Origin of the sequence: Occallatibacter sp. (assembly GCF_035317045.1) — a bacterium.
Taxonomy (GTDB): Bacteria; Acidobacteriota; Terriglobia; order Terriglobales; family Acidobacteriaceae; genus Telmatobacter.
In genome coordinates, this window is sequence record NZ_DATHHT010000022.1 from 29,837 (window position 1) to 47,479 (window position 17,643).

A 17,643-nucleotide genomic window follows, 5' to 3' on the forward strand; every position below is an offset into this window, starting at 1 on the left:
TTTAATAAAACTTTAAATTTCATTTTGGGCCGGCTTTGGCTCTCGCCGAGACAACCACCGCTGCCGAGAACATCTAAGGGCACGGGACAAAGACGCAAAAAACCTGTCAAGCCCCTCGATTTTCACCCCGCTGTGACGGTTGCGAGATGCTCTTCGAGTTTGGGATGGCGAAGATCGTCAGTCAGCCTGCGAAAGAGTTTGTGTTTAAGTCTGCCTTTGTCATCCCTCGGTGTGAGGCGGTGAAGTTCGCTGCGGACCCCGGGCGCAAGGCGATCAAAGCCCTTGTAGGTTTTTCGCGGGTCGAACTAGACTGATTCACTCCATTTATCTTCGGTTTGCGGGAACCGTTTGCCCGGCCCACGCGTAGAATTCCAAGTGAGGGCTGCCATGACTCAACGCTTGTTCTCCGCCCTGCTTGTGTTCTCTGCACTTCTGGTCATAGCCTCGCCCGCGCACGCCGACAAAGACGCGGTGCAGTTTGGCAGCAATATTGTGGTCCCCGAAGGCCAGTCCGTGCATGACGCGGTCTGCTTCTTCTGCAGCGTCAACGCAAAAGGCGACATCGACCATGACGTAGTGGTCTTCTTCGGCAACGTACACATCGCGCACCAGTCCAGGCACGATGTTGTCGTCTTCTTTGGCTCCGTTCACACCGAAGATGATGCCGCAATCGGCCACGATGTCGTGAACTTCTTCGGGAACGTGCACCTGGGAGAGAACGTAACGGTCGGCAACGACCTGGTAGTCATGTTCGGCGGCCTGCAAGCAGCCGACACGGCGAATATCACAGGCAGCCGCTTTGCACAGCCGATATGGGTGTTCTGGACTCCGCTGCTGGTTATGAGCCTGATTATCGTTCTCGTCGTGCGCGAAATTCGAGAGCGGCGGCGCAGGCAGTATTTCGCAGCCTATGGGTACCCGCCCATCCCACCGCAACCGCCAGTTCAGCAGGGACCGCCCGCCCAATAGCCTTCCGATACACTCGCTTTGATGACCACGAGTCGTTTTGCGACAGTGCGTCCCCTGCGCATTGTCATTCCGGGTGGAAGCGGACAGGTAGGGCGCGTTCTGGCACGGCACTTCCAGCGCCGCGGCGACCAGGTCATCGTTCTCACCCGCTCGCCGCATACGGCAGAGTGGCAGACCGTGCACTGGGACGCGCAGACGCCGGGCCTCTGGACGCAGTATCTCGACGGCGCAGATGTCTGCATCAATCTCACCGGCCGCAGCGTCAACTGCCGCTATACGCCGGACAATCGCGTTGAAATTTACAACTCGCGCATCGCATCCACACGCCTCCTCGGTGAGGTCATCGCCTCACTCTCAAATCCACCTCGTGTGTGGCTCAATGCCTCGACAGCGACCATTTACCGCCACGCCCTCGACCGCCCGATGGACGAGAAAACCGGCGTACTCGGCGGACGCGAATCAGGCGCGCCCGATACCTGGAATTTCTCCATTCGTGTGGCGCGTGACTGGGAGACCGCATTCCTCAAGGCCGAAACACCGAACACCCGCAAAGTTGCGATGCGCTCCGCCATTACCTTCAGCCCGGTCCCCGGAAATGCATTTGCCGTATTGTCAAATTTGGTACGCATAGGACTCGGCGGAAAACAAGGAAACGGTAGGCAGTGGGTTTCATGGATTCATGAAGACGACTTCGCCCGAGCTGTGGAGTTCCTGATCGCGCGCGAAGACCTTGAAGGCCCGGTCAACATCGCTTCCCCGAACCCGGAACAGAACCGCGAATTCATGGCAATCCTGCGCGAAGCCTGGAACATGCCCAATGGAATCCCTGCCCCGGCTCCGCTTCTCGAGATTGCTGCCTTCTTCATGCGCACCGAGACTGAGTTGGTGTTGAAGAGCCGCCGTGTGATTCCGACCCGCCTGCTGAACGCGGGGTTCACGTTCAATATTCCCAACTGGGCCCACGCCGCCGAGGACCTGGTCGAGAAATGGAGACGCAGAGCGTAGCACCTGCCGTCTAATGCGGCGTAATATCCGTGACCGGAAGATCCCAGTGTCCCGCGAGGATTTCGAAGCGCCGTTGCTCCTCGCGTTTGTAGGTGTCCTGATCCGGCCAGAGCTGCTTGATAAATGCTTCCTCGTCGGGATTCGCGGTCGTCGCTACGGTGGAGTTCTTGTAGCGGATAGTGACGCGGTAATCCCACCGGCCGTCCTCGGTCGTGTGGTACGCGGGCGCCTCGATCTTGATGGTGAGCATGCGGCCGGTAGACTCAATCTTCTTCAATAGCGGGTAGTGGTTCTTGAGGAAGAGATTGAGAAACTCCTGCTGATGGCCCCATTGCACCTTGTAGTAGTACTCAACGGAATAGGGCTGATCGGCGCTTGCCTGCGGCGGAGCACCCTGTGCCAGGAGCGGCGCAACAGCAGCAAATGCGATCAGAATGGAGAGGATTGCGGGAAGGACCCTGCGCATGGAAGCCTCCTGAAGGTGAGTGGCAGATGGTTGGCTGCCATTGTAACGCGAAGGCTTCCATGCGCATTGCTCGGGATTTGTTATGACTGCGTCGCCACGAACCCGGGCCCGAATATATATATGTATCGCGGCGGATGAAAATCAAGACTGTTGAACGAACGATTACAACGCAATTTGCGGGTTTCTCTTAAACTCCGGCCAGGTGCTCGAGTGCCACTCTGCTGGGAATCTCAAGAATCGAACCGTGGAATGCAACTAGCCGGCGGCTCTTGAACGTCGACAGCGTGCGCGTGACCGTTTCACGCGATGCACCGATGAATTCGCCGATTTCTTCGTGCGTTAGAGAGAAGCGAAAACGAGTGCCCACTTCGGTCTTCTGGCCGTTCTCGCTCCAGTCCAGCAGAAGGCGGGCGAGTTTCTCAGGCGCCGAGCCAGAGAGGGCGACCGTGCGCAGTTGCTCGCAGGCGACCTTGTACTGCAGGCTCAGCTCCTGCGTCACTACCTGGTAGACCTCGGGGTGACGGCCCATGAATGCGATGAACTGATCGCGCTCGATGATGGCAATGCGTGAAGGATGCATTATCTCAGCCGTCATCTCGCTGGGCAGTCCCGAAAGAGCCGATGAGAGACCCAGCACCTCGCCGGCCTTGGCGATGCTGAGGATCAGGCGCTTGCCTTCGCTCGAGTTGATCGATAGCTTCACTTCGCCCGACACCACGATGAAGATCCCCTGGGGCGTAGCCTTCTCAGAGAACAGCATCATGCCCGGTTGATACAACGTGGGGAATTCCATCGACTCCAGGTCTCGCAGAGCTGCAGGTGAAAGTCTGTTGAAAAACTCGCCTGCACGTTGAGTCTGCCCATTCGAGGTGTTCATCGTATCGCGTGTCGTCAGCATTGTTACTCTCCCTCTTCGACTTTTGCGGCTTCGCTTGCGGTGACTTCTTCTGCTAGAAACCTGGCCCATGGTGTGTTTGTGACAAACTCGGCGTGAGTCTGTGCGTAGATCGCTTTCAGCACGTTCTTGCCGGCAGCATCTGCATATGTAACGTTGTGCAGATCGATGATGAGTTTCTTGGAAGCCACTCGCGGTGCCGTATCCACCCAGACACGGTCGAGCTCACTCGCCCACGGCCCCGCCACACGGCCTTCCAGCCTCATCTCTACTGCTTCGTCGGTATCTTGAAATGTGATTCGCAACGTATATTGGCCCTCAATGGCCTCGACCACTACTAAGGCAACTGGCGTGCCAAACTGGTGTGACGAATAAACGATGGCTGTGAGTAGCTGATTTTGAAAGGTTTATTTTTGCAGGAATCTTCAGCTGAACCAAAGCGACGACCCCGAACTGACGAAGTGACGAAGACGGAATATCGTCACCAGACGAGATGTCGTCACAAGCCGGCTTCTTGGGTTAAGAAAAACAACTCAGCAGGCCAGCAACTCCCGCAATGCGACCCTACATATAGTCGCTGCGTTCAATGCCGAGTTTCTTGAGCTTCGAATTTAGCGTTGTCCGCTTCAGACCGAGACGATCCGCGGCGCCGTCCGCTCCGCCGATCTGACCTTTGGTTTCGCGCAGCACCCGCAGGATGTGTTCACGCTCTGCAGCATGCAGGGTCGGGTTCCGCTCTTCCAGCTCCGCCTCTTCCTCGGCGACCTTCGTCTCAAGCTCCGCAAGGGGAACGTAGAGTGCGGATCCGCGGGTTAGGATCACGGCGCGCTCCAGAAAGTTCTCCAGTTCGCGGATATTGCCCGGCCACGGCCAGCGGCAAAGAGCCTTCATGGTTTCCTCGGGGATGGTCTCGATGTTCTTGCCCATCCGCCGGCTGTGTGTTGACACAAAGTGGCGCACCAACACCGGAATGTCCCCCGCGCGGTCGCGCAGCGGCGGAGCAAAGATCGGAAAAACCTTGAGCCGATAAAACAGATCGCTGCGGAACTGCTTCTCGGCAACCATCTGGCCCAGATCGCGATTAGTGGCCGCGACAAGTCGAATGCTGATGGGAATGGAACGCGTGCTGCCTAGACGCTCGATTTCCCTTTCCTGGATCGCACGAAGCAGCTTTGGTTGCAACTCAAGCGGAAGTTCCCCAACCTCGTCGAGAAACAGCGTGCCTTCGTGCGCGAGTTCGAGCCGGCCGAGCTTGCGCGCGATGGCTCCTGTAAATGCGCCCTTCTCGTGGCCAAAAAGTTCACTCTCGAGAAGCCCCGCAGGGATCGCGGCACAATTCACCTTCACGAACGTGCGATCTCTGCGTGGGCTCAGGCGATGGATGGCGCGGGCCAGAAGTTCTTTTCCTGTTCCTGTCTCGCCCTGGATCAATACGGTTGCGTCCGTCGGTGCCACCGTCTCAATCTGTTTGAGAACCTGGCGCAACCCCCCGCTTTCGCCAACGATGTCTTCGAAGCGATTCTCGAGATTGATTTCCTCTTCGAGATACTGCTTCTCCTGGCTCAGGCGATCGCGAAGATCGGTGATCTGGCGAAAGACCATCGCGTTACTGACTGCCATCGCCACCTGGTCGGCCACCTGCACTAGCATTTCGGTTTCATGCTCGGCAAAAGCGCCCTCGATCCTGCTCGCCACGGCAAGAGCCCCGATTGCCTGGCCGCGATCCACCAGCGGTATCCAACAACCGGACTGCATGCCGAGGCTCGTAAGGTGTTGAATTCCCTCTTGTGAAAACCCGCTACTCTGGATGTGCGTGAGACAGACGGGCTCCCGTGTAAGGAAGGCGCGGCCGGCAGGCGAATCGTGCAGCGGCACGCGAACATCCCCACGGCTAGGCTGCGTTTCGCTGACGCCGAGAAACTGAACCATCATCGAATCCGATCCTTCTTCGACCAGTCCCAGCGTTGCGCAATCCATTGGCACCACCTCCTGCAGGCTGGCAGAAATGGCAGACAGAAGCTTGCGCACATCCATATTGGCCAGCAGCGCCTGGCTAAGCTGCAGCATTACAGCTTCTCCCGCCCGTTTGCGGTCGGTAAAGTCGCGCGTCACCTTCGCAAACCCCGTCAGTTCGCCGGTTTCGTCGCGAATGGCAGTAAGAACGACATTCGCCCAGAAACGAGAACCGTCCTTGCGAACTCGCCAGCCTTCGTCTTCAATTCGTCCGCGTTGTGCCGCGAGCTTCAGCAACTCTGCCGGACGCTCGCGGTCGATATCATCCTGCGTGAAGAAGCGTGAGAAGTGTTTGCCGATGATCTCCTCGGCTTTGTATTGCTTGGCCCTTTCCGCGCCGGGATTCCACGTTGTGACGTGTCCCTCCGTGTCGAGGAGGTAGATGGCATAGTCCCGCACGCCGTCGAGCAACGAACGAAGCTGAAGGTCTTTGCGCCGCGCCAGTTGCTGCGCTTCGTGCTGCTCGGTAACATCGCGAACGATGCTCAGCACAATCGTGCCATCTGGCGTCGTCAGCGGCTTGAGCATGATGTCGACCGGGAACTCCGTGCCATCCCTGCGAAGTCCGAAGAGGTTCAGGGCTGCACCCATCTGGCGGGCCCGTGGATGGGCATGATAGTTCTCGCGATGTGCTGGGTGGTGCGTCCTGAAGCGCTCTGGAACAAGGCTCTCGATCGGCTTGCCGATCAGGTCCGACTGGATGTAACCAAACAGCTCTGCGGAACGCGGATTTGCGGCACGAATGATGCCTTGGGCGTCCGTGACAAAGATGGCGTCAGGAGAGATGTCAAACAGGTTCTCCAACGCGAACTGAGCGAGTCCGACCGGCTTGACCTCAGCTTCAGCAACTGCGTCCTCTTCCGGGGAATCAGAAAGGCGCATTCAGGCTCCAACTTATATCAATTGAACCTTAGTCGCTCTCCATCCCACGATGCAAACGAATTGGAGAGCTTTCCCCCATGTAGTTGAGAATCTCCTTTGTCCCATCAAAGAATGCGCGCTTCGACTCGGCCTCCAGTGCTGAATTTCTGCACCCTACGGATCTGCTTTGGAATCCAAGGCTCGACAGGAGAAACAGGCCCCATGGCACAAAAGATCGCATTCATTACAGGTGGAAATCGCGGACTCGGCTTCCAGACCGCACTCGACCTCGGACAGAACAAGGAATTTGACATCAAGGTTGTAGTCGGCTCTCGCGACAAAACGCAGGGGGAGCAGGCGCTGGCCCGGTTGCGCGCCGCCGACGTCGACGCCGACATGATCCAGTTCGACATCACCAGGCCGGCGGATTACAACGCCGCCTACGACTACTTTGACTCCAATTACGGACGGCTCGACATCCTCGTAAATAACGCTGGTATCGCCGGAGGCACATTTCCCGGCGAGGGCCCGGAACATCGCGCCGCCGATGTGCCGATGGATCTGCTGCGCAAGGTTTTCGAGACCAACTTCTTCGCCCAGGTCGAACTGACCGAGAAACTGCTGCCCCTGATCAGGAAAAGCCCGGCAGGACGGATCGTGAATCTTTCCAGCATTCTGGGTTCGCTCAAGCTCCATGCCGATCCGAATTCGCCGATTTACCATGCAAAGTCCTTCGCCTATGACGCCTCGAAGACCGCCCTGAATGCATTCACTGTGCATCTTGCCTACGAGTTGCGCGATACCAAAATCAAGGTGAACTCCGCGCACCCCGGGTGGGTCAAAACCGACATGGGCGGTCAGAGCGCGACGATGGACCTGAGCGAGGGCGGCAAGACCAGCGCGGCCCTGGCCACGCTTCCCGACGATGGACCCACCGGTGGCTACTTCCACATGGGTAAGCCTCTGCCTTGGTAGAACGTGCCTCATCTCTCGCAAATTACGGAGGCGGCCCCGCATGACGCGGCCGGCGGCCGGGGCGATACAATCGTGCCAGTCTGAACTGGAGATGGAACCCCATGCAAAAGGAATGGGCTCTACCTGCTGCTGCCGTCGTGCTTCTCATGATCTTCATCGTCACTCTGGTGCCGGTTTTCGTGAACGCGGACACGTTCAGACCGGCGGTGGAGAGTCAGCTTTCGTCGGCGCTCGGCCGCGACGTGACAATGGGACGTCTGACTCTCTCCATCCTGGCCGGAAATCTGGTGGCAGACGACATTGCCATCGCCGATGATCCGGCCTACAGCTCCGTTCCTTTCATCCAGGCTAAGAGACTCGACGTGGGCGTGAAGATTCTGCCTCTCGTTCTTCATCACGAGGTGCGGATCACACGGCTGAACATCGACACTCCCTCCATTCAGCTCATCCAGAACGGAAGCGGCAAATGGAATTTCTCCAGCATCGGTGGCGCATCGACGCAACCGGGCCAGCCGAGTTCTGTGCCCGACTTGACCGTAGACGAACTGAAAATCACCGATGGTAGCGCAACGGTATCTTCAATTCCCGTGACTCAAACGCCTTTTCAGTATTCTGCGGTCAACTTGACGGTAAAGGACTTCTCGTTTCTGAGGTCTTTTCCGTTCGATCTTTCCGCCAAGCTCCCAGGTGAGGGCTCTTTAAAGCTCACCGGTGAGGCCGGCCCAATCTCTCAGACAGACACGACTCAAACCCGGTTCCAGGCCACGCTGCAGTTGCGCGACTTCGATCCGGTTGCATCCGGCGTAATCGACCAGAGCAAGGGAATCTCAATGGTGGATGACGTGGATGCCCAGATGAAGTCCGATGGAGTCACCGTCTCGAGCACAGGTAAGATCAAGGCAGTGCGGCTGCAACTGGTGCCCAGGGGATCACCCGCGCAGGATCCGGTTGAGATGGATTACACCATCACCGACAATCTCGAGTCGCGTCTGGCAACCGTTTCGGATATCGCGGTGCACGCCGGATCGGCTGCGGTCCATGTCAATGGCACTTTCCAGTTCACGCCCCAGGCTGTCATGCTTAACCTGCATCTGGCTGCGCCCAACGTTCCCATCGACCAGCTTGAGAGCTTGCTACCGGTCGTCGGCATCCACCTGCCAAGCGGGTCTTCGCTCCAGGGCGGAACACTGACCGCCAACATTACAGTCACGGGTCCGGCAACTACCGCAACCCTCGCGGGGCCCGTCGAAATCGACAACACCAAGCTTGCCGGATTCGATCTGGGATCGAAGATTCAAGGCATGAATCCTTTTGGGGGAACCTCCGCCGGCACAGAAATCCAAGTGCTCAAAGCCAATGTCAGTTCTTCGCCCGAGGGCGCCAAGGTCACCGCCATCTACGGCAATCTGCCCCAGCTCGGCTCCGCTACCGGCGAGGGAACCGTTGCGCAGTCGGGATCCATCGATTTCAATTTGACAGCGAAACTGAATTCATCTAATGCCGTCGGTGCCATCGCCAACACCGCCGTCAACGCGGTTGGCGGGATTGTTGGAGGCTTTCTACACCCGAACGCAAAGCCGGCCCAGACATCAAATCGCGGAATACCTCTGACGATTACAGGAACCGCAGCCAGTCCCTCGATCAAGGCGAATATCGGTGCGATGTTGAGGTAACGTCTCCGCTCCTCGGCATCTCGATCTGGGCGATCTGCGTATAAAATTGCGAACGAGTAACAGCTTCTCCGATCTACAACTTAGCGGATACTCCGTCCCCTCTGCCGAACGGTTTGTCTGCAATTGAGGAATCCAAACGAATGATTGCGATGACACGTGCAAAATCGATTGCGAGCTTATGTGCGGGGCTAGCTCTGGCTTGCGTTGCCGCGCTGCCGCAGCCGCCGCGCCAATACACCGACCAGGATTACGCGAACGCCGAGAAGTTCATGGCCTACAACGTCAATCCTCTTGCATACAAGGGCCAGGTGACGGCGCAATGGCTCGATGACGATCGCTTCTGGTATCGCGAGGTGGATGAAAGCGGAACCAGTTATCTGATGGTCGATCCCGCAAAGGGATCGCACGAACCTCTCTTCGACCGTGAAAAACTGGCGGCCGCGCTGAAAGAGACGGCCAAGGGAGGTCCCCCTATCGATGCCCGGCATCTGCAACTCTCCGATATTTCGCTCAGCGACGGCGACCGCACACTTGCATTCAACATGCGCGGCGCGACATACCAGTGCACCCTTGCCACTTCATCCTCGTGCAAAGCGATCTCGGGAGGGCCAGCCCGGCCGGGCCAGGTCGCGCAACCACCCATGAACCTCTCACCCGACCGGAAGCTCGGCGCCTTCATTCGCGACTGGAATCTCTGGGTTCGCGATCTCGCGACGGGCGCCGAGACGCAGCTAACCACCGACGGCATCAAGGACTTTGGCTATGCAACCGACAACGCAGGCTGGAAGCATTCAGATTCCGCGATCCTGCTGTGGTCGCCCGATTCGAAGAAGATTGCCACGTTTCAACAGGATCAACGCAAAGACGGTGAGATGTACCTCGTCCCCGTCACCAACACGCATCCTGAATTGAAGGCGTGGAAGTATCCGCTTGTGGGCGACAAGGACGTGACGATGATCGAGCGTGTCATCATCGACGTCGAGGCGCGCAAAGTGATCCGCCTTAAGATGCAGCCCGATCAGCATCGCTCGACTTTATGCGATGACATCGCCTGCGACGGTGACACGTTTGCCGACGTGGAGTGGAGTCCCGACGAAAAACACCTGGCGTTCGTATCGACCTCGCGCGAACACAAGCAGGAATGGCTCCGCGTGGCTGACGTCGACACAGGGGATGTACGCGAGGTGATGGGCGAGACCGTGCCGAAGTTCTACGAAAGCGGCAACAGCAAAATCAACTGGCACTACCTCCAGAAGTCGAACGAGATCTTGTGGTTCAGCGAGCGTGATGACTGGGGCAATCTCTATCTCTACGACCTCGCCACAGGCAAATTGAAGAACCAGGTCACGCGCGGTCCGGGAAATGTCACGCAGGTGTTGTATGTCGATGACAAGGCACACATCATCTACTTCGTCGGCGTCGGTAGGGAAAAAGATCGCGATCCGTACTTCCAGCACTTCTATCGCGTGAACTTTGACGGCACCGGACTGAAGCTGCTAACGCCCGAGAACGCGGATCACCGCATCAAGGTCTCGCACGACGGCCGCTACTTCACCGACACTTACTCGACGCCGACCCAACCGCAGGTCACCGTGGTGCGCGATGACGAAGGCAAGACCGTCATGGACGTGGCTAAGCAGGATATTGCGCCTCTGCTCGCTTCGGGTTGGCAGCCGCTCACGCCGATTACCGTAAAAGGCCGCGACGACAAAACCGAACTCTACGGCTTCATGTTCAAGCCGACACACTTCGACGCATCGAAGAAGTACCCCGTCATTAACTACGTCTATCCCGGCCCGCAGATCGGTTCCTGTGGCGCGCGCGACTTCCGCGCTGCCCATGGGGACATGCAGGCCCTCGCCGAGCTCGGTTTCATCGTGGTCTGCGTCGACGGCATGGGAACACCCTTCCGCTCGAAGTCATTTCACGAGGCCTATTACGCGGACCTCGGCGATAACACTATTCCCGATCAGGTCGCCGGAATGAAAGATCTCGCAAAACAATACCCCTTCATCGATCTCGATCGCGTTGGAATCTGGGGACACTCCGGCGGCGGTAACGCAACCGGCGCGGCCATGCTGCACTATCCTGACTTCTTCAAGGTCGGCATCGCCGAAAGCGGCAACCACGACCAGCGCGACTACGAAGACGACTGGGCAGAAAAATGGGCCGGCATCGAAGTCAAAAATCCCGACGGCACCAGCAACTACGATTCACAAGCCAACCAGAACATCGCCAAGAATCTGAAAGGCCACCTGATGCTCGCGCACGGCACGATGGACGACAACGTGCCTCCCAACAATACTCTGCTGATGGTGGATGCCCTGATCAAGGCCAATAAGGACTTCGATCTGGTCTTGATTCCCAATGTCCCGCACGGCTACGGGCCTGCATCGCAATACATGATGCGCCGGCGGTGGGACTACTTTGTGCGCTACCTTGCAGGCGACATCCCGCCGAACGAGTATCAGATGAAGTCGTACGGAGCCGCAATGGCCGTGACCCGCAGCGGCCCCGATGGGGACGACGACGAGTAGCGATGGAACGGATTCGAGTCTCAGGCCGGCAAGGTGAATTGAAAGGAATCAGCATGCGAAAAAGTCTGCTTGCAGTATTCGTTCTGTGCGCGGGTGCGCTCTCGGCACAAATTGGGCCTCCAGCACCGCAGGCCAATGCGAAGTTTGCCACGATGAGTGAGGAGTTCATTCATGAGACGCTGGCTCTATCACCCTCGAGCGCCTCGCAGGCCGGCTATCACAAGCATGTCGATCCAAAGACCGGAAAAACGATAGCGCTTGATTCCCTGCTCGATGATGTAAGCCCCCAGGGCGTTGCGGAACAACGCCAGGTCTATGCGCGGTGGCGCGATCGCTTCCACACAGAAACGCCCGTTGCTTCTCTCGGACCGGAAGACGCCGCCGACTGGCATCTAATCGACGACCAGATCGGGCTGTCCCTCCTTGAATTCGATCGCATCCAGAATTACAAACACAATCCGACCCAATATGTGGAACTCCTTGGCAGCGCCCTGTTTCAACCGTTGACAGACGATTACGCAGCGGAAGATGTGCGCCTTGGAGACGTGCTCGCGCGCGTGGCCGCAACGCCAAAGTTTCTCGACCAGGCGCGGAGTGACTTAGTCGATGCCGACCCCATCTTCATCCGCGTCGCTGTGGAAGAAAACGACGGCAATGTCGACCTGATCCAAAACACTGTTGCCGCCGCCGTCGCGAAGCACCCGGAGTTGAAGACGCGCTTCGAACAGGTTGCTCCTCCCGCCGAAAGAGCGCTGAAGGACTTCTCGCAATGGCTGCAGAACGACCTTGCGAAACGGAAAACGGCTCGCACCTGGCGGCTGGGCAAGCAATTCTATGCGGAGAAATTCCAACTTGTGATGGAAACAGACATCACGCCTGACCAGGTGCTTGCCGAGGCCGAAGACGCCTTCAAAAAGACGCGTGCTGAGATGCTGGAACTGGCGCTGCCGCTGCATAAGCAGTACTTCCCCGACCATAGCGATCATGCCAACCTCAGCCAGCAGGAGCGCGAGAACACTATGATCGACGAGGTGCTGCATAAGATTGCCGACGATCATCCCAAGCGCGACGACCTCATCCAGACTGCCAAGGGCGATCTCGTCGGGATCCGTCAGTTCATCATCGACAACAAGGTCGTCTCGCTGAAATCGCGCGACAACCTCAAGGTGATTCCCACTCCTGAATTCGAGCGTGGCATCTACTCGGTCGGCGGATTTCACTCCGCTCCGCCCCTTGATCCCAATGCCGAAGCGGAATTCTGGGTCACGCCCATCAGTTCCACCACGCCCGAAGCCGGCGCTGAATCGCGTCTCCGCGAGTACAACAACTGGGTGTTGAAGTGGCTCTGCATCCACGAAGCGCTTCCGGGCCATTACGTCCAGGCCGAACACGCCAACGACATCCAGCCCGTGACGCGCCGCCTCGTGCGAAGCCTCTACGGCAACGGCGCATATGTTGAAGGCTGGGCCGAGTACATCGCGCAAGTCATGATGCAGCAGGGATTCGCCAACAGCGATCCCCACTACCGGCTCAGCTATTTGAAAGTCTGGCTGCGCGCCGTCGGCAACAGCATCCTCGACATCCGCATGCAAACCATGGCCATGACCGACGACGAAGCCATGCACTTCATGATGGACGACGCCTTCCAGACACGCGCCGAGGCCGAAGGCAAGCTGCAACGAGCAAAGCTGAGTTCCACGCAACTCCCGACTTATTTCGTCGGCACCACGGAATGGTGGCGCCTGCGCAAGGCTTACGAATCCGCCAAAGGCAAGGACTTTAACCTCGCCGCGTTTCACGATCGCGCATTGGATGAAGGTGCACTGCCGGTACCGTGGCTCAAAGACCTCCTGCTTCCGAAGTGACTCCTTGAACGGCGATTTGGATCGCCGCTCCCCGGCATCAGCAGCATTCGTGAAGCAGGGCAACGTGCGGAGCGGAAGGCGATTCAAACCAGATCATTCTCAGCTTGCGGGGAACAAACGAATGAAGAAGCTACGGCCCGCAGAGCACGCCGAGACGCGGACAATCCGAAACGTTCCCGTGGGCGCCGGGAAGACGGGGACTCGCAGAGAAACCGATTCGATGGGCGCGATCGATGTGCCAGCCGAACACTATTGGGGCGCCCAGACGCAGCGTTCTCTTATTCACTTTGCAATTGGCGACGACCGCATGCCGATCGAGGTGTGTCGAGCTTATGGATATGTAAAGAAGATGGCGGCACAGGCGAATGGCGAGATCGGCGCAATGCCTGCGTGGAAAGCCGATCTGATTGCAACTGTTGCCGAGGAAGTGATTTCCGGCGCGCTCGACGGCGAGTTCCCTCTCAGCGTCTGGCAGACCGGTTCGGGCACGCAGACGAACATGAATGTGAACGAGGTCATCAGCAACCGGGCCATTCAGCTCGTGGGTGGGAAACTTGGCAGCAAGGATCCGGTTCATCCCAACGACGACGTCAACATGAGCCAGTCGTCGAACGACACGTTCCCGACGGCGATGCACATCGCCACGGTGCTTGCTTTCGACCAGCATCTGATTCCCGCGGTCTCTGCGCTCAGAGACGCAGTCAGGTCGAAGGCCCGTGAATGGGTCGACGTGGTGAAGATCGGGCGCACACACCTGCAGGATGCTACGCCACTGACTGTCGGGCAGGAGTGGTCGGGTTATGGCGCGCAACTCGATGATGCGCTCGCGTTGATGGTTCGATCGATGGACGGCCTATACCGGTTAGCGATTGGCGGCACGGCCGTCGGTACCGGACTGAACGCGCCGGAGAACTTCGGCGACAAGGTCGCTGCAAAGCTAGCGTCGCTTCTTGGCTATCCGTTCGTCTCTGCGCCAAACAAGTTCGCAGCGCTCGCTTCGGTGGATGCAATGGTAGCGGCCAGCGCCGCGTTGCGCGCGCTCGCAGTTACGCTTATGAAGATTGCCAATGACCTGCGCTGGCTCGGATCCGGCCCGCGCACGGGACTGCACGAACTCAATCTTCCCGAGAATGAGCCGGGCAGCTCCATCATGCCGGGCAAGGTGAATCCCACCCAGCAGGAAGCCTTGATCATGGTCTGCACGCAGGTGCTCGGGAACGATGCGGCAGTCGCGTTCGCTGGCACGCAGGGCAACTTCGAGCTGAACGTCATGCGCCCTGTCGTCATTCGCAATGTGCTTCACAGTGCGCGGATTCTCGGCGATGCCTGCCGTCAGTTCCGCAAATATGGCGTTGAAGGGATCACGCTGGACCGAGATCAGATCGCAAGGAACGTCGAGAACTCCCTGATGCTGGTGACTGCGTTGAGCCCCCTGGTCGGCTATGAGAATGCAGCAAGGATCGCACACAACGCTCTTGAGCAGAAGATCAGCTTGCGCGAAGCGGCGGTTGCCGGCGGGTTCATAACCGCTGAAGAATTCGATCGCGCCGTCGACCCGCGAAAGATGGTTGGCGATCCGCGGCGGGATCTTGGCATTCGCTAGCACAACCCCGATTTGCACCGTTGCCTCGACAGAGATTTGCACGGCAACGGGCACCCCCTATTATCCGTCTCTTGGGGGAAAGATCCTCTTTTCATGGGTCTAGGAGGATGTGTGCCGCCAAAGATTTGCAGTGATTGAACGTAGCCGTAGAGATTTCTTCGTAAAGAAGTTAGAAGCCGGATCGAAGAGAACGAAAAGCGAAAAACAGAAATGATCGCCGATCGTTCCCCACCGCCTGCGCTGCAGGTTTACGGCGCGGACCATCGGGATTCATCGCACAGGACTATTGTGCCTTTTTCATGGGTAATTACCTGCAAATGTGGGGAATCTGCAAGTAGCTCAATGCCGGAGGGTTGCGAAATTTATTCAGAAAGAGGCCTTGACAGGATGAGCCTGGGGACAAACGGACGGGCAGCGAACGTGATCGACCGCTCGTTCGTTGCCTCTGACGAAGATATGTCAGCGGTCAGCTTTGACGGTGACTCGCCAGCATCGCCCTTGTTTTTGAAAGAGGCCGGCGTGAGCTCACCTCGGTCTCGCATAGCGCCGCCGACGCATTCCATGCTACGCTCGCCGCGAGTCTACGGACCACGTGGAATCGTGATGAATCGACTCAACCCGCAGCGCACAGCTTTTATCGCATGGATGATGATTCTCGGGACTTGCGGGGCAGGCGGTCAAACCGTGCCTTTGGGAGATCCGTTAGGTGCGCAAAAGCCAATCGCACCCCTGAGCGCCACCAATCCAGTGGTGCGCAAAGGCCTCTTCACCATCGACCTGGTTGTAGCGGACTCGGCAGGGAACCCAGTTTCGGACCTCGCGCCCCTGGATTTCACTCTTCTCGATAACGGCCAACCGGCAAAGATTCGCACCTTCCACAACGCTCTGGCCCCGTCCGAACCAGCGCCCGAGCTCATCTTTGTCCTCGACACCAACAATCTATCGCCTCAGCAGCTCACGCAGACCGAAAGCGCAATATCGCGATTCCTGCGCCGAAACAGCGGACACCGGGAATTTCCGTGTCTTCTTTATCGACTCACGCGCGACGGACTGTTTTCCTCATTGAGGCCGGTGAAGGACGGGGCTCTTCTGGAACAAGAACTGGAACAGACGAGATCGCAACTGGCCGTGTGGAGATTGGGTCCAAATGATAAATCCGATTTACGCCGCTCATTAGAGGGAAGGTTGCAGCCCAATCGCCTCTCTCTGCGCGCGCTGGGCTCCATTGCCATCGATCAGAGAGATGTCCCCGGCCACAAGGTCGTGGTGTGGATCGGTCCGGGCTGGCCTGTTGTGAATGGCGGCGATACCGGTTTCGACGAGACAACGGAGCTTTCTACGCGGCTGCGGGAAGCGCGCATCACGGTGGACAGCGTTAACGTGTGGCTGAATCCAGTCCCGTTATTCAATTATCACGACTACCTCGACGCGCCCCGGTCACAAAAGGACATGCAACCAGAAAGAATGGCTCTGCAGGTGATCGCGACGCACACAGGAGGCCTGGTGCTGGACTCGTCGGAAGATCTCGATCGAGACATCGATCTGTGTGTTGAAGAGATGCGGAGCTTCTACACTCTCACCTTCAATCCGACGCACACCTACCAGGTTGACGAGTTTCACGACATCCGTGTGCAGGTCGATCATCCTGCCCTGACTGTCCGCAGTGCCACGGGCTACTACAACGAGCCTGTGTATTTCGACAATCCCCGACCTGGGATAGAAGAAGTCACCGTGGCGCAGCTTGAAGAGCTGGTGCATGCGCACAGCGACCTGCTCCGAAAGCTGGAGAACGTCGAACTCACCCAACGGATGAGTACGCGCCGGCTCAATGCGCTGTTGAGCGAGGTACGCAGCGAACGGGAACGCCAGGCATTGACGGCGGATGCCGATCTGTCGTTCGCGCTCGCGCCCCCGCCCGATGAAATTGTGGATCGCCCGCCGCCTCCGATGGAGGAGCAGCGCGCCATTCTCCGGCGAGCAATCGACTACCTTCAAAATGCCATTCCCAAACTGCCCGACTTCTCTGCTTTGAGAAACACCGAGCGCTTTGAAGAGCCTGTCGGGCGCGAAAGTGAGAGCTGGAAGATGCTGCACCAGGATCAGACTCTGCACTTTGCTACCGGAGAGCACGCGACAGTTCTTTATCGGAGCGGACACGAAGTGGTTGAGAAAAAGAAGAAACTGAACAAACGACCCGCCGTCCGCGGGGTACGCGCGCGCGATCTTGAATCATCGGGCACGTTCGGACCCATTCTTGCATACGTGCTGAGGGCCGCCACCGCGAGTTCAAGCACCCTCAAGTGGAAGCGCTGGGAGCGCGGCAAGGACGGAGATCTGGCGGTGTTCTCCTACAGCGCTGCCAGCACGAGCATCACGCCCGAGCTCACGTATTGCTGTCTTCCGGAAGGTAACGGGACCACTCTCTACCAAAACAAGGCCGCCGACTACGGCGAATTCGCGCTAAACCCCGACTCCGGGGCCATCATGCGGATCGTGACCACTGCAGATCTCGACGAAGAACGGGACCCTGACGTCCCGCTCATCCGGTCGCAAATCATGGTCGAGTACGGTCCGGAGGCGTTGGGCGGCAAGACCTATATCTGTCCCCAGAGGAGCGTGGAGGTCTCGCGAGGCCGCTCCGAGCGCGAACTGCGCGAGTGGGGCATGGTCTTCAGCCTGTATAGCTACTTCGAAACCATGATCAACGACGTGACCTCCGGCGGGTACCACAAGTTCGGATCGGAATTCCGCATTCTGCCTGGGTTCGAAGAGACCAAGTAG

12 protein-coding genes and 1 pseudogene are annotated in these 17,643 nt (G+C 58.1%); 8 read left to right on the forward strand and 5 right to left on the reverse strand.

Annotation, left to right across the window (positions count from 1 at the left end):
• Positions 1 to 122: 122 nt before the first annotated feature.
• Positions 123 to 266: pseudogene (locus VK574_RS09795) on the reverse strand (hypothetical protein); the annotation flags it as partial.
• Positions 267 to 387: 121 nt separating this feature from the next.
• Here VK574_RS09795 and VK574_RS09800 point away from each other — a divergent pair.
• Complete coding sequence (locus VK574_RS09800; RefSeq protein ID WP_472799660.1) at positions 388 to 969, forward strand: hypothetical protein; 582 nt, start codon at positions 388 to 390, stop codon at positions 967 to 969.
• Positions 970 to 990: 21 nt separating this feature from the next.
• Positions 991 to 1,974, forward strand: coding sequence for a TIGR01777 family oxidoreductase (locus VK574_RS09805; protein ID WP_472799661.1), 984 nt, complete (start codon positions 991 to 993; stop codon positions 1,972 to 1,974).
• Positions 1,975 to 1,984: 10 nt separating this feature from the next.
• Here VK574_RS09805 and VK574_RS09810 read toward each other — a convergent pair whose 3' ends face one another.
• The 4 genes from VK574_RS09810 to VK574_RS09825 all read right to left on the reverse strand — a co-directional run bounded on the left by VK574_RS09810 (position 1,985) and on the right by VK574_RS09825 (position 6,230).
• On the reverse strand, positions 1,985 to 2,440 hold the full coding sequence (locus VK574_RS09810) for a hypothetical protein (RefSeq protein ID WP_472799662.1): 456 nt from the start codon (positions 2,438 to 2,440) through the stop codon (positions 1,985 to 1,987).
• 187 nt (positions 2,441 to 2,627) lie between these two features.
• A complete protein-coding gene (locus VK574_RS09815) occupies positions 2,628 to 3,338 on the reverse strand; it encodes a Crp/Fnr family transcriptional regulator (RefSeq protein ID WP_472799663.1) in 711 nt (236 codons plus the stop codon).
• A 2-nt stretch (positions 3,339 to 3,340) separates the two neighbouring features.
• On the reverse strand, positions 3,341 to 3,640 hold the full coding sequence (locus VK574_RS09820; RefSeq protein WP_472799664.1) for a hypothetical protein: 300 nt from the start codon (positions 3,638 to 3,640) through the stop codon (positions 3,341 to 3,343).
• Positions 3,641 to 3,899: 259 nt separating this feature from the next.
• Positions 3,900 to 6,230 carry a sigma 54-interacting transcriptional regulator gene (locus VK574_RS09825; RefSeq protein WP_472799665.1) on the reverse strand — a complete coding sequence of 777 codons (2,331 nt, stop codon included), beginning with the start codon at positions 6,228 to 6,230 and terminating at the stop codon, positions 3,900 to 3,902.
• Between the two features lie 201 nt (positions 6,231 to 6,431).
• On the opposite strand from VK574_RS09825, the gene VK574_RS09830 reads away from it, so the two are divergent.
• The 6 genes from VK574_RS09830 to VK574_RS09855 all read left to right on the forward strand — a co-directional run bounded on the left by VK574_RS09830 (position 6,432) and on the right by VK574_RS09855 (position 17,643).
• On the forward strand, positions 6,432 to 7,184 hold the full coding sequence (locus tag VK574_RS09830; RefSeq protein WP_472799666.1) for an SDR family oxidoreductase: 753 nt from the start codon (positions 6,432 to 6,434) through the stop codon (positions 7,182 to 7,184).
• Between the two features lie 80 nt (positions 7,185 to 7,264).
• Positions 7,265 to 8,857 (forward strand): AsmA family protein, encoded by a 1,593-nt coding sequence (locus VK574_RS09835; RefSeq protein ID WP_472799759.1) that lies wholly within the window; start codon positions 7,265 to 7,267, stop codon positions 8,855 to 8,857.
• A 149-nt stretch (positions 8,858 to 9,006) separates the two neighbouring features.
• A complete protein-coding gene (locus VK574_RS09840; RefSeq protein ID WP_472799667.1) occupies positions 9,007 to 11,394 on the forward strand; it encodes a S9 family peptidase in 2,388 nt (795 codons plus the stop codon).
• A 53-nt stretch (positions 11,395 to 11,447) separates the two neighbouring features.
• The gene (locus VK574_RS09845) at positions 11,448 to 13,259 is read left to right on the forward strand and encodes a DUF885 domain-containing protein (protein WP_472799668.1); all 1,812 of its coding nucleotides are present in this window, start codon (positions 11,448 to 11,450) and stop codon (positions 13,257 to 13,259) included.
• Between the two features lie 121 nt (positions 13,260 to 13,380).
• Positions 13,381 to 14,862, forward strand: a complete 1,482-nt coding sequence (gene fumC / locus VK574_RS09850) for a class II fumarate hydratase (protein ID WP_472799669.1) — start codon at positions 13,381 to 13,383, stop codon at positions 14,860 to 14,862.
• Between the two features lie 603 nt (positions 14,863 to 15,465).
• Complete coding sequence (locus VK574_RS09855; protein ID WP_472799670.1) at positions 15,466 to 17,643, forward strand: VWA domain-containing protein; 2,178 nt, start codon at positions 15,466 to 15,468, stop codon at positions 17,641 to 17,643.